Annotated in this window: 16 protein-coding genes; 6 read left to right on the top strand and 10 right to left on the bottom strand. The window is 64.9% G+C overall.

Annotated features, from left to right (window positions below):
• The first annotated feature begins 96 nt into the window (after window positions 1-96).
• Together sucC and sucD are read left to right on the top strand one after the other, a co-directional pair.
• A complete protein-coding gene (gene sucC, locus QW379_07750) occupies window positions 97-1,203 on the top strand; it encodes an ADP-forming succinate--CoA ligase subunit beta (protein ID MEM2870293.1) in 1,107 nt (368 codons plus the stop codon).
• 2 nt (window positions 1,204-1,205) lie between these two features.
• Window positions 1,206-2,093, top strand: a complete 888-nt coding sequence (sucD, locus tag QW379_07745; GenBank protein MEM2870292.1) for a succinate--CoA ligase subunit alpha — start codon at window positions 1,206-1,208, stop codon at window positions 2,091-2,093.
• A 268-nt stretch (window positions 2,094-2,361) separates the two neighbouring features.
• Here sucD and amrB read toward each other — a convergent pair whose 3' ends face one another.
• Genes amrB through QW379_07725 form a run of 4 tightly spaced genes read right to left on the bottom strand, consistent with a single transcriptional unit; the run spans window position 2,362 to window position 5,354 of the window.
• Window positions 2,362-3,225, bottom strand: coding sequence for an AmmeMemoRadiSam system protein B (gene amrB / locus QW379_07740; GenBank protein MEM2870291.1), 864 nt, complete (start codon window positions 3,223-3,225; stop codon window positions 2,362-2,364).
• Window positions 3,226-3,233: 8 nt separating this feature from the next.
• Window positions 3,234-3,884, bottom strand: a complete 651-nt coding sequence (gene rpsB / locus QW379_07735) for a 30S ribosomal protein S2 (GenBank protein MEM2870290.1) — start codon at window positions 3,882-3,884, stop codon at window positions 3,234-3,236.
• A 1-nt stretch (window position 3,885) separates the two neighbouring features.
• On the bottom strand, window positions 3,886-5,121 hold the full coding sequence (locus QW379_07730) for an enolase C-terminal domain-like protein (GenBank protein MEM2870289.1): 1,236 nt from the start codon (window positions 5,119-5,121) through the stop codon (window positions 3,886-3,888).
• A complete protein-coding gene (locus QW379_07725) occupies window positions 5,118-5,354 on the bottom strand; it encodes a DNA-directed RNA polymerase subunit K (GenBank protein ID MEM2870288.1) in 237 nt (78 codons plus the stop codon). Before QW379_07725 ends, QW379_07730 begins: the two co-directional genes overlap by 4 nt.
• Window positions 5,355-5,446: 92 nt before the next feature.
• Here QW379_07725 and QW379_07720 point away from each other — a divergent pair, with 92 nt between their 5' ends.
• Both QW379_07720 and QW379_07715 read left to right on the top strand, forming a co-directional pair.
• Window positions 5,447-6,838 carry a TldD/PmbA family protein gene (locus QW379_07720; protein ID MEM2870287.1) on the top strand — a complete coding sequence of 464 codons (1,392 nt, stop codon included), beginning with the start codon at window positions 5,447-5,449 and terminating at the stop codon, window positions 6,836-6,838.
• Window position 6,839: 1 nt separating this feature from the next.
• Window positions 6,840-8,291, top strand: a complete 1,452-nt coding sequence (locus QW379_07715; protein ID MEM2870286.1) for a TldD/PmbA family protein — start codon at window positions 6,840-6,842, stop codon at window positions 8,289-8,291.
• A gap of 46 nt (window positions 8,292-8,337) precedes the next feature.
• Here the strand turns inward: QW379_07715 and QW379_07710 are convergent, their stop codons facing one another.
• The 3 genes from QW379_07710 to QW379_07700 form a co-directional block, all read right to left on the bottom strand.
• The gene (locus QW379_07710) at window positions 8,338-9,108 is read right to left on the bottom strand and encodes a hypothetical protein (protein ID MEM2870285.1); all 771 of its coding nucleotides are present in this window, start codon (window positions 9,106-9,108) and stop codon (window positions 8,338-8,340) included.
• 169 nt (window positions 9,109-9,277) lie between these two features.
• Complete coding sequence (locus QW379_07705; GenBank protein MEM2870284.1) at window positions 9,278-10,774, bottom strand: hypothetical protein; 1,497 nt, start codon at window positions 10,772-10,774, stop codon at window positions 9,278-9,280.
• A complete protein-coding gene (locus QW379_07700) occupies window positions 10,738-11,517 on the bottom strand; it encodes an ABC transporter ATP-binding protein (protein MEM2870283.1) in 780 nt (259 codons plus the stop codon). Before QW379_07700 ends, QW379_07705 begins: the two co-directional genes overlap by 37 nt.
• 104 nt (window positions 11,518-11,621) lie before the next feature.
• On the opposite strand from QW379_07700, the gene nadC reads away from it, so the two are divergent.
• The gene (nadC, locus tag QW379_07695; GenBank protein ID MEM2870282.1) at window positions 11,622-12,563 is read left to right on the top strand and encodes a carboxylating nicotinate-nucleotide diphosphorylase; all 942 of its coding nucleotides are present in this window, start codon (window positions 11,622-11,624) and stop codon (window positions 12,561-12,563) included.
• 152 nt (window positions 12,564-12,715) lie between these two features.
• Here the strand turns inward: nadC and mptA are convergent, their stop codons facing one another.
• Together mptA and folP are read right to left on the bottom strand one after the other, a co-directional pair.
• Window positions 12,716-13,702 (bottom strand): GTP cyclohydrolase MptA, encoded by a 987-nt coding sequence (gene mptA, locus QW379_07690; GenBank protein ID MEM2870281.1) that lies wholly within the window; start codon window positions 13,700-13,702, stop codon window positions 12,716-12,718.
• A gap of 10 nt (window positions 13,703-13,712) precedes the next feature.
• The gene (folP, locus tag QW379_07685; GenBank protein MEM2870280.1) at window positions 13,713-15,032 is read right to left on the bottom strand and encodes a dihydropteroate synthase; all 1,320 of its coding nucleotides are present in this window, start codon (window positions 15,030-15,032) and stop codon (window positions 13,713-13,715) included.
• Here folP and QW379_07680 point away from each other — a divergent pair.
• On the top strand, window positions 15,019-15,726 hold the full coding sequence (locus QW379_07680; protein ID MEM2870279.1) for an HAD family hydrolase: 708 nt from the start codon (window positions 15,019-15,021) through the stop codon (window positions 15,724-15,726). The genes folP and QW379_07680 overlap by 14 nt on opposite strands.
• A gap of 93 nt (window positions 15,727-15,819) precedes the next feature.
• On the opposite strand, the gene QW379_07675 is transcribed toward QW379_07680, so the two are convergent.
• A complete protein-coding gene (locus QW379_07675) occupies window positions 15,820-19,599 on the bottom strand; it encodes a tetratricopeptide repeat protein (GenBank protein ID MEM2870278.1) in 3,780 nt (1,259 codons plus the stop codon).
• Between the last annotated feature and the right edge of the window lie 23 nt (window positions 19,600-19,622).

Raw genomic sequence — 19,622 nt, 5'->3', positions numbered from 1 at the left:
CACGCCCTCGTTGTCCGTTCGAACCGCGTTCGCGCCCGCTCACGCCTTTGAAATTTATTTATAACTCTTTTTCCATGCTCCTGAATACGTGATATCATGAAGCTGATGGAGGACCGCGGCAGGGAGCTACTAGCCCGGCACGGCGTTCCCGTCCCTTCCGGGAGGGCGGTTTCCAGCCCAGACGAGATAACAGCGATACCGGGCGAGGTCGTTCTCAAGGCCCTAGTTCCCGTGGGGGGTAGGGGTAAGGCCGGGGGTGTGAAATTCGCGCGTAGCCTCGAGGAGGCTAGGCAGCGCGCCTCCGAAATTCTCGGGATGGAGATAAAGGGCTTTAGGGTCAGGAGCGTGCTCGTCGCAGAGAAGATCAACATCGCGAGGGAGCTCTACCTGAGCATCATGGTGGACCGGGAGGCCGGGATGCCCCTGCTGATGGCCAGCTCCGAGGGCGGGATGGAAATCGAGAGTGTGCCGGAGGAGAAGATATTCAAAACGCACATCAGCCCCCTCATCGGGCTCCAGCCCTTCCAGCTCAGGGACATGGCCCTCGCGCTCGGCCTCGACAAATCCCTCGCCGGGCAGGTCACGGATGTCGCGAGGAGGCTCTACACGGCATTCAAGGCCGAGGACGCCGAGCTCCTCGAGATCAACCCCCTCGCCATCACGCCCGAGGGGAGGGTTGTGGCGGGCGACGCAAAGGCGATAATTGACGACGACGCCCTCTTCCGCCACCCAGAGTATAAGGAAGGGGAGCCGGACCTGACCCCCCTGGAGAGGGAGGCGAGGGAGCAGGGAATCTCTTTCGTCCAGCTCGACGGGAACATCGGCGTCATTGCCAACGGCGCGGGGCTGACGATGGCCACGCTCGACGCTCTGATGCTGCACGGGGGGAGGGGAGGGACATTCCTAGACTTGGGCGGCACGGATGATCCTGAGAAGGTGAAGGAGGCCTTCAGAATTCTGAAGAAAGCGAGGCCTGCGGTCATCTTCATGAACATCTTCGGCGGAATCACGAGGTGCGACACGGTGGCTCTGGGCGTGAATGAGGTTATCCGGACCGAGGGGGTCGATGTGCCGGTCGTAGCGCGCATCAGGGGCTGGTACGAGGAGAGGGCCCGGGAGATTCTCAGCAAGGCGGGACTGATCACCGCAACCACGATGGAGGAGGGGGCCAGGAAGGCCTCTGAGCTCAGCAGGGGGTGCTGAGGATGGCTGTCATTCTCGACAGGAACACCAGAGTGATCGTCCACGGAATCACGGGCCATCAGGGGACCCAGCACACGAGGGCCATGAAGGAGTACGGAACGAATGTCGTCGCGGGGGTCACGCCGGGGAAGGGCGGGCAGACGGTTGAGGGGGTCCCCGTGTTCAACTCGGTCTCGGAGGCGATGAGAAGGCTCCCGCCCGAGTCGAGGCCGAACACATCCATCATCTTCGTACCCGCGCCCTATGCCAAGGATTCATGCTACGAGGCAATCGAGAATGGTATAAAGGTCGTGGTCGTCATCACGGAGCACATCCCCGTGCACGACGCGATGGAGCTAATGGCCTACGCGGACTACAAACAGGTCATTGTCGTGGGCCCCAACACGCCCGGAGTGATATCACCGGGCGAGAGGGCCAAGGTCGGAATCATGCCTGCGTCGGTGTTCAGACCCGGCAGGGTCGGTGTGGTGTCTAGAAGCGGGACGCTGACCTACGAGGTCGTCAGCGCCATTTCCCAGGCGGGCTACGGCCAGTCAACCTGCATTGGGCTGGGCGGTGACCGAGTCGTGGGCACGAGCTTCATCGAGGCCATAGACATGTTCGCCCGCGACCCGGAGACCGATAGCATCGTCATGGTCGGAGAGATAGGGGGCTCAGCGGAGGAGCTCGCCGCGGAGCACATCGCCCGCAGCGGTCTCAAGAAACCGGTCTTCGCCTACATCGCCGGCAGGACCGCTCCCCCCGGGAGGAGGATGGGGCACGCAGGCGCGATCGTGATGCGGGGGAGAGGAACGGCGGAGAGCAAGATAAGGGCGCTCTCGCAGGCGGGCGTCAGGGTCGCGACGACGCCCTCGGAGCTCCCGGAGCTGATGATGAGGGCGGGGCTGTGAGGGACCCTCCCCCGGCAAAAGCTCGGGCGGAGTGAATTGGCGATACTCGGTGCAGGCCCTATCGGGGCACCCTTCTCTTTTTCGGCAGCAAAACGAGAGTAACGCCCGGGAATAAACTCCACCACTCCTCTTCTGCCGTTGAGGACTGGGACCCGAGCATGCTCCCTTCCTTAGTTCATATCCCTCGTCATTGCGGCTCTTCCCTGGCCTGGGCGGCGCGCCATGAGGACCATGAGGAGAAAGAGGGGGAGAGGCCTCGCGGGAGCATCTACAGAACCACAAGCGCCCCGTAGCCGACCGCCATGTCCTCGTCGCCGCTGACGTCGGCGGAGGTGGCGTACTTCAGGAGCCGGGCCTCCGTCGCACCCATCTTTTTCGCGGCGACGAGCATTGCCGCGACGCAGCCGTAGCCGCACATCGTTATGTTGTTTTTCTTGACGGTCTCGAGCAGCCCCTGCGGGTCCAGGGCCAGAATTCTGTCAATCGCCTTCTTGTCCTCGCGGGCGGCGAAGTCGCCTGCGCTCATCCCCCTCGGAGGAGGGTGCATGTAGCCCGCGCCGCAGTGGGTGAAGTCGGTGGAGGCGATGACCACCACGTCCTTTCCTGTGCAGGCGGCCGCTATTCTCTCTCCGAGGAGTCTCGCCGCCTCCCAGTCCTGCTCGCCCATGCAGACGGGCACGAATCTGAGGCCGGGTCTGAAGAGCTGGAGGAACGGGAGCTGGACCTCTATGGAGTGCTCCTCGATGTGGGCCGTGAGGTCTTCGGCGACGGGTCCGCCAATCAGCTTTCTGGCCAAAGGGAGGTCGATTTCCACCTTGCCCATCGGCATCGAGAAGGCCTCCGTGCCAACCGCTATGGGCTCCCCCCAACCCCTGTGGTTCGGACCGATTATTATGAAGCTCTCAGGGAAGCCGTCCCGCGCGAGGGCGGCGGCGGAGTGGGCCGCGATGGGACCGGAGTAATCGTAGCCCGCGTGGGGAAAGACCGCACCTCTGATTCTCCGGGGCCCGGGCGAGGCGAGCTCCGGTGGCCCGCCGGGGCCGAGTCTGTGGGTGAAGCAGGCCCTGACCTGCTCTGTGAGAAGCTCCTTGCCACGCCTGTAGAACATCCCCGCTACTGCCGGCTCTCTCATAACCCCCCTCAGAGCGTCGCCTCGAAGTCCTCTATGGTCAGCTTGTAGTCCTCGTCCCTCTCAAGGGCCCCGCGAGCCTTCAGCGTCTCTCTCGCGAGGAGCCAATAGACCACCGCCAGCGCCCTCCGTCCCTTGTTGTTCGTCGGGATGATGAGGTCGACGTACTTGGTCTCGTTGTTAGCGTCGCAGAGCCCAACCACGGGAATTCCGACGTTCACCGCCTCGTGGAGGGCCTGGACGTCGGCGGCGGGGTCCGTGACGAGCAGGACCTCGGGCTCTAGGAAGCCGTCGAGCGCGGGGTTGGTCAGGGAGCCCGGGACGAAGCGGCCCGCAAGCTCTTGAATTCCTGTGGCCTTCGCGAATACCTTGACGGGCTTCTGGCCGTACTGCCTAGCGGAGACGGCGAGAACCGCGCTCGGCTCGAACCGGGCTAGGAATTTGCTCGCGGTTCTTATCCTCTCGTCCGTCTTTTTTATGTTTAGGACATAGAGGCCGTCGTTCCTCACCTTGAAGATGAATGGCTTCATGTCCGCGCTCTTCTGCTGCGTCCCTATGTGGACGCCGGCCGTCAGGTAGACCTCCTCCTGCACCAGCAGCCCCTCCGACGCCTGGGACTCCGAGCGGAGGTCCACGGAAATGAGCTCATCGGTCTGCGGCATCTCAATCCCCACCGGATACTATCTCTTTCTCCTTCGTGATTATCTCCTGAATTCGAATCAGCTCGTTGAGCTTGGCGCACCTCTCGCCCCCCACGGCCCCGGTCTTTATCGCGTGGCAGCTGAACGCCACACCCAGATGGGCCAAACAATTGTCCTCGGTCTCCCCGCTGCGGTGCGATATCACCGTCTTGTAGCCGCTCTGCTCGGCGAGGCATACGGCGTCGTAGGTGTCGGAGAGGGTGCCGACCTGGTTGGGCTTGATGAGCACCGCGTTGCAGGCGCCCAGGTCTATGCCCTTCTTGATTCTCTTCGTGCTCGTGACGAACAGGTCGTCGCCGACGACCAGACAGTCCCTGCCGATTCTCTCCGTCAGCTCGACGTACCCGTGGAAGTCCTCCTGCTCCAGCGGGTCCTCGACGAGGTAGAGATTGTAGTCGCGCACCAGCTTCTCGACGAAGTCGAGCTGCTTCTCCCGGGTCAGCTTCTTTTCTTTATAGCAGTAGCGCTCGTTCCTGTAGAGCTCGGAAGCGGCGAAGTCGAGCGCGGGCTGTATCTGGAACCCCAGCTCCCTCGAGACCTCCGCGCAGCACTTCGATACCAGCTCCAGCGCCTCGATGTTGCCTATTCTGGCCACCCAGGCTCCCTCGTCGCCTTTGCCGAGCGCGGCGCCTGAGAGCTTCTTTCCCAGCGCCTCTCCAACTTTTTTATGAATGAGCGCGTTGGCGAAGACACAGTCCGCCACGGTCGGGCCGAAGGAGATTACTAGGAACTCCTGTATGTCTGTCCCGCCCCGGGCGTGCCTGCCGCCGCCCAGCACGTTGGCCAAAGGATATGGTATGCAGTAGCCCGCGAACGCGCCGCCTAGGTACTGGTAGAGCGGGACACCCAGCGTGTTGGCGGCGGCCCTGGCGAGGGCGAGCGAGGCCGCCACCGCGACATTCCCGCCCATCCTTCTGAAGTTGGAGGTGCCATCGAGCCTCTTGAGCTCGACGTCGAACCTCCTTTGCAGGAAAACGTTCATCCCCTTCAGGGCGGGCGCAAATTCTTCTTTGAACTGCCTGACCGCGAAGTCAACGCCCTGCGGGGGGAAGGCCTGGACCTCGTGGGCGCCCGTGCTCGCGCCGCTCGGCGCGGCCGCGCTCCCGAAGCCATCTTCCGTCCATATATCCACCTCGACCGTGGGGTTGCCCCTGCTGTCCAGAATTTTTCTGGCCCAGAGGCTCTGAATTCGGCTCATTTCCCTTCCCCCGGCTTCACGATTTTATCGTCCCTCATCACCGTTATCGGAATGACCCCCCGCTCAAACTCGAGCGTCGCTATTTTTATGGGGTCTATCTCTGTTTTGGGCAGATTTATCAGTATGGGTGCACCCATCGTTATTTGGAGTGCGCGAGCGCCGATAATTCTGGCCCGCTCGAAGCGGGTGTACTCCATCTCCTTCACCGACTCACCCGGTTTGACTACCCCCATCCATGCCTCTATTTAAAAGGTTTGTGCAGGCGGCGCGCCTCTCATAGAGAGCAAGGTTTAACACCTGGGTGCGCTTCAGGTGCTTCGAAACAATGTGTCCTGAGCTCGCTAGATTGCTCGAGACCTCCGCGGCGCGCGGCGCTTCCTATCTCGACCTCCGCGTGGAGGAGAGGAGGGTGTGCCACGTCGAGCTGAAGGACGGAAAGGTGCGAGAGGCGACCGAGGGCGAGGAGAGCGGCGCCTGCATCAGGGCGCTCTGGGGCGGGCGGTGGGGCCTCGCCTCGACGAACGACCTATCCACAGAGGCGCTCCATGGGGCGCTCCGACGGGCCCTCGCGCTCGCCCGCGCGGGGGCTCGCGGGGACGCAAGGGCCGAGCGCTCGGAGCTCGCGCCCGTCAGGCCCGAGAGGGCGAGGGCTGTGTGGAGGGTGGAGGCCCCGCCCGGTGAGGTTCCCCTCGAAGAGAAGGTCGCCCTACTGAGGAAGGCCGGGAAGAGGGCCGCCGGGGTGCGCGGCGTGAAAACGGTCACCGCATTCTACGCCGACGCCACGCGCCGGACCACCTTCCTCTCCTCCGAGGGCGCGGAGGTCGTGAGCGAGGTCACTAGGACGCTCGCCGACGTCACAGTGGTGGTTAGAACGGAGAGGGGGCTTCTGGACAACAGGGCCCGAGTCGGCGGTGCGGCGGGCTTCGAGCTGCACGACGCCGACAGCCTCGGGGCGATGGCGGAGGAGGCTGCCCGGCGAGCGCTGGGGACCCTGTCCGGCAGGAAGGCCCCGAGCGGCCGGTTCACGGTAGTGGCCGACCCGGTTCTGGCCGGGGTTTTCGCTCATGAGGCCCTCGGGCACGCGGTCGAGGGGGACCTGGTGGTCTCGGGCGACTCCTGCCTGAAAGGGAAAATGGGGAGGAGGGTGGCGTCGGATCTCGTGAGCATCGTGGACGACCCGGAGCTTCCCGGCGCCTTCGGCTCCTTCCCCTTCGACGACGAGGGCCTCAGAGCTCGGCGGAAGCTACTGATAGACCATGGAGTGCTGAGGGGCTACATATTGGACAGGGAGTGCGCCTGGAGGCTTGGGCTCGAGCCCAACGGGGGCGCGAGGGCGGAGTCCTACTCCGCCAGACCTTTGGTCAGGATGAGCAACACCTACATACTTCCCGGGGACTGGCAGAGGGAGGAGCTATTCGAGGGCATCGGGTACGGCATATACGCGAGGGGAACGAGAGGGGGGCAGGTCGACACCGCGCGGGGAAGCTTCCAGTTCAGCTGCCGAGAGGCCTCTCTGATTGAAAACGGGGAAATCACCAGCCCGCTCCGGAGTCTGGCCCTCTCCGGCAACATTCTCGAGACTCTGAAGAGCGTTGACGCCCTCGGGAGCGACCTCAAGATAGAGGAGCCGGGCTACTGTGGCAAGGGCCAGACCGTCCCCGTTGGCGACGGCGGCCCGCACATCAGAATTCGGAACGTGGCGGTCGGGGGTGGATGAGGTGGGGGCGGGCAGGGGGTTTCGGGCACTGCGAAGTGGGCGCTTTCGAACCAGGGTTGCGCTGGCCCGGAATTCGAATTCCGGCCGGAGCGCCGTCGAGCGGGCATTGGAGAGCGCGGAGGAGCTCGTTTCAATCGGCGAGAGGGCGGTGAGGGTTGCCGTGGCGGCGGGCGCTGAGGAGGCGGAGGCCTTCCTCACGCGCGCTGCAGGCATCTCCGTCGACATTGAGGGCGGCTTCGTCCGCTACCCGTTCTCCAGCCGCGGGTCGGGCATCGCGCTCAGGGTCGTGAAGGGCCGGAGGCCCGGCTTCGCCTACTGCACCCGGGAGCGCTTCCTGCGCCGGACCGCTGAGAGGGCGCTGGACATCGCGAGAATCGAGAGGCGCATCGCCATCCGTTTCCCCGACCCAGCCCCCCTGCCCAGACCCCCGGGAATCTGGGACGATCGCGTTCCGGTCCTGACAGGAGAGGATGTCGTGAGGCTCTGCGCGGAGATGATGGGCGAGGCCCGCCGGGTCCACAGGGACATCAGGGTCACGGGGGGAGGGGTGGACGTCCTCTGGTCGCTCTCCGCTGTGGTCAACTCCCGGGGCGTGGCTGTAGTGGAAAGGGGGACTCTTGTCTCGGGAGGACTTCAGGTCTCGCTCAGGGGAGCGGTGGAGAGCACCGGGTTCGAGTACATGAGCTCGAGGTCTCTGGATATTGACTTCGGGAGAATCGGGAGGCTCGCGGCGGAGCTCGCGCTCCGAGGCCGCAACCCCGTCAGGGCAGAGACGAGGAAAACCACAGTTCTCCTGATGCCCGAGGCGGCGGCCTCTCTACTGAGCCACATCACCATCCCTTCCCTGCACGGGGAGAGTGTCAGGCGGGGTGAGAGCTTCTATTCCGGGAGGGTGGGGGAGCGCGTGGCCGCGCAATCCCTCTCAATCATCGACGATGGATTGCTCGCCGGGGGTCTCGCGAGCTCGGGGGCGGACGATGAAGGCGTCCCATCCCGCAGGAGGGCACTGATAGACAGGGGGGTGCTCAGGGGCTTCGTCTTCGACCTGCGCTCGGCGGCCGAGGTCGGCGGAGAATCCACCGGAAACGGCCTCAGGCCATCCTACCGGGTGCCGCCGGTGACGGCCGCTAGAAATGTGATAGTTGAGGGAAGGGCGAGACACCCCGAGGCCCTAATCTCCCAGATCGGGGATGGGGTCATGGTCCACGAGCTGCTCGGCGCCCACACCGCAAGCGCCCACTCTGGAGACTTCTCAGTCACGGCCCCGGTGCTTTTCAGAATAAAGAGAGGGGAGCTTGGACCGGCCCTGAAACCAGTCATGCTCTCCGGAAACCTACCGGCGCTGCTCACTAGAGTGACTGGCGTGGGGACGGACGTGAGGCAGGTCCCAGCGGGGCTGGCCTCGATAGTCACTGGGACTGTGGGGCTCGAGGGAGTCATGATGACCGCTTGAGACGGGCGGAATTCGCTGGGCATTGAGGCCGGCCGGGGGTGAGGAATCACTTGACCGCACGCGCCTTCCCATGCCTCTCGAGCACTGAGGCAATCTCACTTGGAAGGGCTACGATGTCCTTCGGCCTCAGCCTCCAGCCACCGCCCTCCCCAAACGCAAAGTCCGGGACCTCCTCGACGACCCTGAGCACGACGAGTCCGCCGGCCCTCGCCGGCCGGGTCTCGGGCTCCGCGGAGCGGCCCTCCGGCGGGCCAGAGGGGGCAGTTTTCGTAGCTGGCGCAGGGCTCGCCGCCGGGGCCTCGTCCCTCGACGGTAGTGGCTCGACCGCCTGGCGCGCGGGACCCTCCGTCGGTGAGCTCCGTCGGCCCGTGGCATCGGCGGGTGGGGTCGGGGCGGGGGAGGGGGGCCCGGCCGCGCCGGGAGGGGCGGCGGTCTCACCCAGAACACTCATCCGGCCCTGCTTCAGGATGGCGACGAGGGAATCGAAAAGGGATCTCTCTTCGGGCGTCAGGGCCCTCACATCGACGGAGCCGCCAGTCAGCGCCTGATGCGCGAGGAGCAGAATCTTCCTGAGCCTCAGGTTGACGATGTCCATCTGCAGGGCGCGCGCCTTCTGGAGCTGGTCGGTGAGCTGGAGGGCCCTCATGGAGGTCGGGTCGGAAGAACGCTCAGCCTCGCAGGCGCGCCTGAGCGCCCCGATGAACTCCCGAACGCTATCGTAGAAATCGGCCGGTAGCTGGGCGGGCGGCCCGCCCCTCTTCTCCTGCTGGTAAACGTGAATGAGCCGGTTGTAGCTGACCTCCTCGTCCCCCGCCATCGCACGGATTATGGCGTTAAGGGATTAATAATCTCGCGCTCCGGTTCCCATCCGCCCTCCGCATCGAGCAAGTCCTCCGGCCGGCGACGCTGACCCCTATCAGCTACCGTCGCGCTGCTCACGGCCTTTCAGGCGCTGTGACCACACGCGGGTCAGAGAGATGGGGGGCCTAGACGCCGGCCTCCATAGCGTCATAGTTTCGGGCGCTGCGCTCTATCGCGTGGACCAGAAAGAGGGCGCCCCAGTCGGCCGAGAGGAGCATGCACAGAATTCCTAGGGCCGCGCTCCGACTCATCACGAGACCGGGCAGGCCAACCATGACCCCGCCGAGGAGAAGGCACGCCATCATGACCAGGTACATCGTCATCACATCGGGCGTGCCCCTCGTCCCCTCGTCAAAGTTGGGAAAGACCGTGCCGGACCAGATACCCACGGCGGTGTAGGCGAGCGCGAGCGCCACGGCAGCTATCACGAAGAAGAGGGCCCATAGGGGGCCCATCCCCGAGAGGAGCGGGAGGGGGAGGGAGATGGAGAGGACGAGAACGGGCGTGAAGAGGAGCAGGGCGCCGGCCTTGGCCCTGAAGACCCTTCCGCTGTCGACGGGGAGGTGCTTGAGAATCCAGAAGTTCCGGCCCTCCTTCCCGAGGCTGCCGAGGCCGAGCAGCGCGTAGAGCAGGACCGCGGAAACATACAGGCCGATGCACACGAGGAGTGGGGGGACGAGGGGGACGAAGGGCGCGGGAACGGAGGAGGCCGAGGTCGCCCTGCCCCGCATGTAGACCAGCACGATGGCCACCCCAAGAATTGTGAAGAGCGTTCCGCCGACCTCCTTCCTTGAGATATTGATGAGAATCTCCTTCTTCAGCAGCTCCCTCGTCTCGGGGTGAAGGCGCCGGGTGAGCGCACGCAGCAGCCTTCCTGAGCCCGCCCTCGTCGCCCTCTGGGCATAGCCCTCGGCCCCGCTGACCTCGTGGTTCCAGGCGGCGAGGAAGAACCTGCCCGCTAGGGCAGCCGCGCCGAGGGAGATTGCGTAGAACACCAGCGCTGCGCCGAGCAGGGCGACCGGGGAGGGGCTCAGGCTCTCGAGGGCGATGTAGAGGGCGGCCGCGAGCTGGCCTAGGAGCGCGGCGCCGGCGAGACGGGAGAGGAGGCGGGGCTGCGAGGTGATTATCGAGAGGCAGAAGCCCATCGAGGAGGCGAGGAGCGTGAGGGGGATGAGCTCCGCCACGAGCCAGAGCGGGACGTAGAGCCCGGGAGTGAAAACGGCGTGGACGGCGGTGGCGATTCCCGCAGAGGCCGCCAAGACAGAGAGATTGGAGAGGGTGATGTAGGCGAGCTTGCCCCAGAGCAGAGTCCGGACCGGGACGGGTTGGGCGAGGAGCATTATCATCTCTCTATTCTGAGTGCAGCGCGCGTTCGTGTCGACCACGGACTTGCCCATCATTATGAGGAAATAAACCATCAAAAGCGTGTGGGGCCGGAGGTGGAGGTCTCCGGTGTCGAAGCTCCCGCGGGCGAGCAGCTCCGCCGTCCTTAGCCCCAGCCACGTTCCCGTGAGGACCAGGACGAGGAACCAGCCGGTCATCAGGGGGTGCCGCCGAATTCTGTTGAGTGTGGCCCTCCACGCGGTCAGCGAGTCCGCTGAGAAGACGGCAGCCGCGCCCATCTCCCTCCCCCCACGAGGGCAACGAAGGCGTCCTCCAGAGTCTTTGCCCCTGCGGCCTCCATGACCTCGGACACCGTCCCGCTCGCGAGCACCCTGCCCCTGTCCAGAACAGCCACCCTGTCGCAGAGCTCCTCCGCGTTCGTGGTTATGTGCGTGGACATCAGGACCGCACCCCCATTCCCGGACCTCTCCCTTATCCACATCTTGAAGAGCTTCCCGAAGCGGGGGTCGAGGCCCGAGAGGGGCTCGTCGAGCACGAGAATCGCGGGGTCGTGAATCAGCGCGGCGCAGAAGGCGAGCTTCTGCCTCATGCCCCGTGAGTAGGTCCCTATGTTGTTCCATTGGAAGGCCTCGAGCTCCATCGCCTCGAGCAGCTCATGAATTCTCTCGTGGAGCAGGGGAGGCCTCATCCCCCGGAGCGTGCCCACCATTTCCAGAAACTCCCTGCCGGTGAGCTGGTCGTAGAGCGCCGGAGCCTCGGGCAGATAGCCGAGAAGGGCTTTCGCCTCCACCGGGCTGCGGGCTACGTCCACTCCCCTGACGAGCACCCTCCCCTCGTCCGGCCTCAGGAGCCCGCAAACCATCTTCAGCGTCGTTGTCTTGCCGGCGCCGTTCGAGCCTAGGAGGCCGAAGACCTCACCCCGCCTGACCTCGAAAGAGACGTCGGTCAGGGCCGTCACCGAACCGAAGCGTTTGGTCAGCCTCTCGACCAGAATCGCCGGCGCGTCGCTCTCGGGGGCCACGCGCGCCTCTACGGGTCTCGCCAATAAATAGGTTTTCGCACGGCGGGCCTCCCACGAGCGCCCCTGCCAAAGTCTTATTAACGCAGGAGCCAATGGAGCGCCTGATGGCTGGAGGCTCGGAGCTCCACCAATACCTGAGCGAGGACTTGGGGAAGGGCGACATCACCACGGACCTCCTACTCGGCGACAGGGACCCGGAGGTGAAGGCCGTGATCACCGCCAATCAGGGGTGCGTGGTCGCGGGCCTGGACGAGGCCGAGGAGCTTTTCAGGGGGGCTGGGGTCCAGGTGCTTAGGAAGATTCTGGATGGGGAGGAGATATCCGCAGGCACTCAGGTGATGGCCCTTCAGGGTAGCGCAAAGGCGATTCTGGCGACCGAGCGGGTCGCCCTGAACTTTATAATGCAGATGAGCGGCATCGCGACCGAGACGAGGAAGTTCGTGAGAATCTGCCGGCGCCTGAACCCAGAGGTGAGAATCGCCTGCACCCGGAAGACCACTCCGGGCTTCAGGTACTATGAGAAGAAGGCCGTGGCGATAGGCGGTGGCCTGACTCACAGGTTCAGGCTCGACGACATGGTCCTCATAAAGGACAACCACCTGAAGCTCGTGCCCTCGGTCTCCAAAGCGGTGAAAAAAGTCAGGGACTCGGGCTATCTGGGGAGGGTCGAGGTCGAAGTCTCATCGCAGGAGATGGCGCTCGAGGCCGTCAGGGCGGGCGCGGACGTCGTGATGCTCGACAACTTCACCCCGGGCGACGCCGCGAGGGCCTATCGGGCCTTGAAGCGGCTGAGAAAGGACGTGGAGGTCGAGGTCTCCGGCGGAATCAACGCCCGGAACATCAGGGATTACGCCAGGAGTGCCGACGTGATATCCATCGGGGCCATCACCCACTCCGCCCGCGCCGCCGACTTCTCGCTGACCGTTACCGAAGTCGTCACGGACGGTGAGGCGGAGGAGGCGAGGCAGCTCGCCCGCGAGATGGCCGAATCCCTGGCTGAGGAGATGGCGAAAGAGCACAGCGCCAAGCGGCGCCCGAGAATATGATCCCCGGGGCCTGGAGCCGCTCACCACCGGCGCCGCGCATAACCGTCAGGAGCGGCCCGGCGGCACCGTTCCTCTCCACACCCCCGCTCACCCAACCCAAAATGGCGCCCCGCAGCCACCTCCAAATCTCTCCGCTCCCTCGAGCGCTACCCTTATCCAGCCCCCGCTCGCTCCTCCTTGCCCCGCGCTCGCACCCCCCCTCTCCCCGCCCTCCTCCTCTGCCCGGCCTCCGCGGCCATCGAGCGCCTGAGCTCTCCGAGCGTGGTCACGCGCTCTGCCACGGCGTCATGCTTGTGGATGCTCTCCTGGCTCTCGGTGTGGACGGTGACCGCGGTCTCGTCGGGGAGCTCCCTGTACTTGTTGACCACCTTCCTCAGAATCTCCCTGACCACATCCTCGACGAACTTGGGGTTGAGGTGGGAGCTGAGCACGACCCTCCCCTCGTCCGGGCGCTTCAGAATCTCGTAGGTCGGCGAGCTCTGGGAGCTCTCGACGATGTCGATAAGGTCGTCGGCCTCTACCGAGAAACTCTCGGGGACTTCAATCACGAGGGTTGTGACATTCCTCTGGTTGTGGGTTAGGAGCGGGGGGGCCTTTAGCGCTCTCCAGCGTCCCCTGCCGCCCCGCTCGAAGAGCCTTCTCACAGTCTCCTGGGCGCAGGGGCAGGCGGTCATTCCGGTCACCCTGACGCCGATGCTCTTCCTCACGAGGGGCCGCGGTCCCCTGTGGGCCACGGCCCGGGCGATCAGCCCGTAGCTCTCGACGGTCTTTTTCCCTGAGGGGTTCCTGCGCTCGAGGAAGTAGTCCGCCTTCATCTCCACCTCCGCGAAGGTGGCGTAATCGTGCCTCCTGAGCAAGTCCCGGACCATCACCGCCGCAAGGTCCTCGAGACCCGGACAGGGCCTCGAAACGCTGGCGTCGACGACCTCCGCCACCACCTCTAGGTTCCGGGACATGTGGGAGCCCCTCTGGCCAGCGGGGAGGTCCACGAATATGGACATCACCGGGTGGAGCGTCACGACCCGGCCCGGCCTCCGCACCCTGACGGGCTTTTTTATGCCTGTGACACCGACCCGGCTGAGCATGTAGCTCCCGGGCACCCTGCGGCTCTGGACGTCCGCGTCCTTCCCTTCCCTCATGCCATCCCCCTCACCCTCCGGCTGACCGGAGGATTGCGTCCGCAACCCGCGCAGCCCTGACGCTCGCCGCAACATCGTGGGCTCTTATTATCGCCGCGCCGTTCAGAATCGCCACCACGGCCGCGGAGAGGCTGCCCTCGAGCCTCTCCTCGACTGGGAGGTCCAGAATCTTCCCTATGAACGACTTCCTCGATGCCCCAACGAGAATCGGTCTGCCGAGGCCCCGGAACTCCCCCAGGCGGGCCAGTATCTCGAGATTGTGCTCCGCCGTTTTCCCGAAGCCGATGCCGGGGTCTATAATGATGGCCTCGGGGTCCACGCCCTTCATAACCGCTCGCTCGATTCTCCGCCTCAAGAAGAGGCATATCTCCCCCACCACGTCCCTGTAGATGGGGTTCCTCTGCATCGTCGATGGCGTTCCCCTCATGTGCATTATCACCACGGGCGCCCCTCTCCTCGCCGCGAGGCTAACCATCTCCCCACGCCTGAGGCCGGAAACGTCGTTGATTATGCTCGCGCCCGCATCTAGGGCCTCCGCCGCGACCGCGGGCTTCTTGGTGTCGATGGAGATTGGCACCGAGACCCTCTCCGCCAGCGCTTTGATAACCGGGACCACCCTCCGCCTCTCCTCCGACGCCGGGACCGGGGCGGCGCCCGGCCTCGTGGACTCACCCCCGACGTCGATAATGTCCGCCCCCTCCTCGACCATCTGAACACCCCTCTCCACAGCCTTCTTGGCGTCGAGGTAGAGGCCCCCGTCGGAGAAGGAGTCTGGGGTGACATTCAGGACACCCATTACGTGCGTCTTCTCGCCCAGCTTCAGCCTCTTGCCGCCCGCGACGAGGGTGAAGTTGCGGCCCCTGTCTAAGGCCCTGAGAACACCGTCCACTTCCTCCGCCACACGAGATGCCCCGAACGGCTGGTTTCGCAGCTTTTCGAGCGCTATGGTGAGCTGCCTGCGCGTGCCCATCACGACCACGTCCGTCTTTCTGGACGAGAGGCCGATGACGCCCCTGCAGACCGCGGCCTCGCCACCCGCCGCCAGCATCTCCTGTTTAATTATCAGCGCCGCTCGGCTGTCCACACCCTCCAGTCTGATTACGTGGTGGAGGGCCTTCGGGCCCATTATCGGCACGCCGCCCTCGTCGCATCCGATGGCTCGAACCAGGCGCTCCGCGTCTCCCAGACCTCGGACTGCAATCGGGCGCGCGTTGAACACAGCACCTCCAACGCCGTGGCCCGTTTTAAATTTGCGCTGCTCCTCCAGCCCGCGAGTCTCCAGGACTTTAAATACTGCGACATCATTGGACGGCGGGATGAGGGCAGTCATCTTCGACCTCGACGGAACGCTCCAAACGCTGGAGCTCGACTTCGAGACCATCAGAGCCGGCCTCGAGGCTCTCCTGTCCCCTCTCCTGCCTCCCTCCAGCCGGTTGCTGCACGGTCCTATCCTCGAGGCCGTTGATGGGGCTCTGGCAAGGGCTCTTGAGATGGGGGTCCCGCCCAAGGAAATCCTGCGAGCCCGCGCGGCGGCGAGGGAGCTAATGGAGAGGGCCGAGTTGGCCTCCCTCCCGAGGAGCAGGGTGCTGCCGGGTGCGAGGGAGACACTAGCAGCGCTCTCGCGCAGGGGCCTGAAGATAGCGATCCTCTCCCGCGCCTGCAGGAAGTACGTCGAGGCCTCTGCCGCCCGGCTCGGCGCGCAGTTCGACGCTCTCGCCTCGCGCGAGGACGTCGCGCGCTACAAGCCCGACCCAGCGCCGGTGCTGTTTCTGGCGGAGAGGATGGGTGTGATGCCGGCAGAGTGCGCCGTCGTCGGCGACCACCCCTTCGATATGGAGGCTGGTATGAGGGCGGGGGCGAGGTGCGCGGGGGTTCTCACCGGGTCGGGAAATAGAGAACAGCTGGTGGAGGCGGGAGCAGAGGCGGTCTTCGAGGGACTGGGGGAGGAGCTGGTCGAGTGGTTGTGCGCCGGAAGAGAGCAATTGCGCGCGCCGCTCCGCCGGGCCCGGCCCCTTGGCCGGTGAGGGGGCAAATGGCAGGGGCCGAACCCCCCCGCCCCCCGGCTCTTGGGCGGGGCTGGCAAAGCAGTGGGGCTCGCGGGGTCGGGGCTGCAAGGGCTACTGCTTTTCCAGCGCGAGCTTCCCGTTCTTCGCGTCCGCGTTCGCTGGGTTGATTTTCAGGGCGCGCTCGTAGCAATCTCTCGCCTCCTCCGCTCTCCCGAGGAGCCTGAGCGCGTTGCCCCTGTTGGACCAGGCCTCGTCGCTCTCCGGGGATATCTCGAGGACCCTGTCGTAGCACCTGAGCGCCTCGTCGAAGCGCTTCTGGTTGAACAGGGTGTTGCCCCTGTTCATCCAGGCCTCTTTGTAGTCGGGCTGAATCTCGATGGCCCTGTCATAGCAGCGCAGGGCCTCCTCCTCGCGTCCCTTCTTCCGAAGTGCGGTGCCCTTGTTGTTCCAGGCCTCGGCGTATGCAGGCCTTATCTCGATGGCTCGGTCGTAGCACCTCACGGCGTCGTCGAGCCTGCCGAGGCTGTAGAGGGCGTTTCCCTTGTTGTTCCAGGCCTCTTCATAGTCCGCCCGGTTTTGAATCGCCCTGTCGTAGCACTCCAAGGCTTCGTTCAGCATACCGAGCTGTGCCAGCGCGTAGCCCTTATTGTTCCAGGCGAGGGCGTACCGGGGGTTTGACTCTAGAGCGCGCTCGTAGCACTTCACCGCTCCTTTGTAGTCTCCCTGCTGCCCGAGAGCATTGCCTTTGTTTGTCCAAGCGCTGTCGTAGTCTGGCTTTATCTGAATGGCCCTGTCGTAGCACTGGAGCGCCTCCTTCAGCTTTCCCTGCTCGCGCAGGGCGTTGCCCCTGTTGTTCCAGGTGACCTCGGAGTTGGGGTTGTTGCGAAGCGCCTCGTCGTAGGCGCTTATTGCGTCATCGTATCTCTTCAGCTGGACCAGTGCGTTGCCCTTGTTGTTCCAGGCTTCGTCAAATGTGGGGCTGATCCTCAGGGCCTCTTCGAAGCTTCGGACCGCCTCGTCGTATCTCTTCAGGTTGTAGAGCGCCGAGCCCCTGTTGTTCCAGGCGTGCGCGAAGTCGGGCTTGAGTTTGATGGCGGTGTCGTAGCAGGCGATGGCCTCCTCGTACCTCTTCATCGAGTAGAGGGCCGAGCCCTTGTTGTTCCAGGCCTGGGCGTTGTTCGGGTCCAGGCCGATGACCCTGTCGTAGCATACCACCGCCTCCTCCCTTTTTCCGAGTGAGTAGAGAATCGCCCCTTTCTCCGCCCACGCGTCCGCAAGGCTTGAATCTAGCGCGAGGGCGCGGTCGAGCTCGACGAGGGCGTCCTCCGGCCGGCCAAGTGCCCTCAGGGATATCGCCTTGTTGTACCGGGGCATCGGGTCGTTTGGGTCGAGCCTGAGCTCCGCGTCGTAGCACTTGAGCGCCTCGGCGTGGCGGCCGAGCTCCGACAGCAGGAGGCCCATGTGCCTCCAGGCGAGGAGGTAGTTGGGGTTGAGCTCCACGGCCCTCTCGTAGGCCCTCAGCGCCTCCTCCGAGCGTCCGAGCTCATAGCATGCGTTCCCCTTGTTCAGCCAGAGAAGCTCGAAGTCGGGCTTGAGCTGAATCGCGCGCTCGTGCGCCCTCATGGCCTCCTCGTACCTTCCGAGCACGCCGAGGATGATTCCCTTGTTGCTCCATGCCTCGAAGTCACCCGGATTCCTCTCGAGAACTTTGTCGAAGCACTCCAGGGCCTCCTCCGGCCTCCCCATTTTGTAGAGCGTCAGTCCCCTCTGGGACCAGACGCTGCTCTGGTCGGGGGCGAGGGAGGCGGCCCTTGCATAGGCCGCGTCCGCCTCCTCGAGCCTCCCCATCTTCTTTAACAGGCCGCCCTTGAGGCTCCAGGCCTCCGCGTAGTCCGGCCTGAGCTCGGTCGCTTTGTCGAGACACGCCACTGCCTCTTTGAGCCTCCCCAGTGCCTCCAAGGCCGAGCCCATGCTGAGCCAGGCTCCCGCGTGCTTCGCGTCAAGCTCAATCGCGCGCCCGTAGCACCTGACCGCCTCCTCGAGCCTCTCGAGCCTCTGGAGGGCCTCGCCCTTCCTGAACCAGGCCTCCGGACTGCTGAGCTCTATGCCGATGACCTTGTCGTAGCACCTGACGGCCTCGATGTACTCCTCGAGCTTCATGTATGCCTCGCCCATCGCGAACCAGGTTTCCTTGTTGCTCGAGTCCAGGTCCGCCGCCCGTGTGAGGCTGGCGACGGAGTCTCTGTACTTCCCTAGGCTCATCAGCAACCGCCCTTTCGCGCTCCAGGCCTCGGCGTCCTCCTTCAGCTCCAGCGCCCGGTCGTAGCACCGGATGGCCTCCTCACTTCTGCCGAGCGCCTGCAGGGCGCGCCCTCTGTTGTACCAGGCCTCGTGGTAGTCCTTCCTCACCGCTGCGGCCTTTTCGAAGCTCTCCGCCGCCTCTTCGAACCTACCCATACGCATCAGGAGAGCTCCCCTCTCGTTCCAAGCCCTCTCATTTGTGGGTCGGGCCTCCACCGCCCTCGTGAGAGCGGCGAGCGCCTCCTCGCTCTTTCCCAGCATCTCCAGAGCCTTCCCCGCCCCGATGTGGGCGGAGTCCGACGAGGGGTTAAGCTCTGCGGCCCTCTCGAAGCACTGAACCGCCTCCTTGAGCTTCCCGATTTTCAGAAGCATCCCGCCGATTGCGGTCCAGGTGGATTCGTTCCCAGGGTTGAGCTCGAGCGCTTTCTGGTAAGAGAGAATCGCCTGATCGAACTTGGCCAGCGCCTCGTATGCCCTCCCCCTGCAGAGCCAGGCCTCCTCATGGCTCTCTTTCAGCTGGATGGCGCGGTTGAAGCACTCCAGCGCCTTGTCGGCGAAGCCCAGGGCCTCCATGCTCCTGCCCTTGAGGACCCAGCCATCGGGGTCGGATGGAGCCGCGCCCAGCGCCTTATCGAGGGCCACTGCCGCCTCGGCGTGCCTGCCCATCTGCTGGAGAGCCGCTCCCTTCCCCTTCCAGGCCGTGGCGAGAGTGTCCTTTGCCCGGAGCGCCCTGTCGTAGGCCTCGAGCGCCTCCTCCAGCCTCCCCCCGCCCCTCAGGACCTCGCCCCTCTCCACCCAAGCCTCCTCGCTCGAGGGGTTGATTGAGAGCGCCCTATCGACGCTCCCCAGCGCCTCCTGAATTCTGCCCATTGAGCGCAGCACCCGCGCCCTCCCGACCAGCGCTGCCGCGCCGTCGGGAGCGATCTCGAGCGCGCGGTCGTAGCAGACCAGCGCCGCCTCCGGCCTCCCGAGGGCGGAGAGTGCCACGCCCTTTTTTGTCCACGCGTCGGCGCTCCGGGGATTGAGGCGCGTGGCGCTGTCGTAGCACCTCAGTGCCCCCGGAGCGTCTCCGCTGGCGAAGAGCCCATCGCCCCTGCGCACCCAGTCCGCGTCCAGACCGGGGTGAACCTCAAGGGCGTCGCCGATGAAGAGCCTGTGGAGCTCTTCGGGGAACATGGGAACCTCCTGCCCCCCCTCTAACCGGAGGTAGATGCCGCTCCGGTTGCAGTAGGGCTTCTCCATGCCCTCGTCCACCTCGACGACATATATCCACCTTCCCGACTCGTCCGACTCGGCCCGGACCCGGGGATGGATGCGGGGCCTGACGTGCTCTCCAAGAGTGCTCAGGCGCGAGATGTCGTACTTCCGGGCCTCCTCACCTTTTGGACCCGGGGCCGAGTCCACACCCACGACCTCGCCCCTGCCCGAGGCCGAGCGCCGGACGCCGATGAGAATCACTCCCCCCCTCGAGTTCGAGAGGGAGACGGCGTCGTCGACTATTCTATCTATGGGGTCGAGCTTCTCTCGAAAAATAGCGTCCTCGCCCTCCAGCTCGAGGCCGATGGCCCTGAGCACCTTCTGGGAAAGCAATCCGCCACACCCCGGCGGGGACC

The organism is Thermoplasmata archaeon (genome assembly GCA_038851035.1).
Lineage (GTDB): Archaea > Thermoplasmatota > DTKX01 > VGTL01 > VGTL01 > JAWCLH01.
This window is presented reverse-complemented; position numbering and strand designations above follow the sequence as displayed.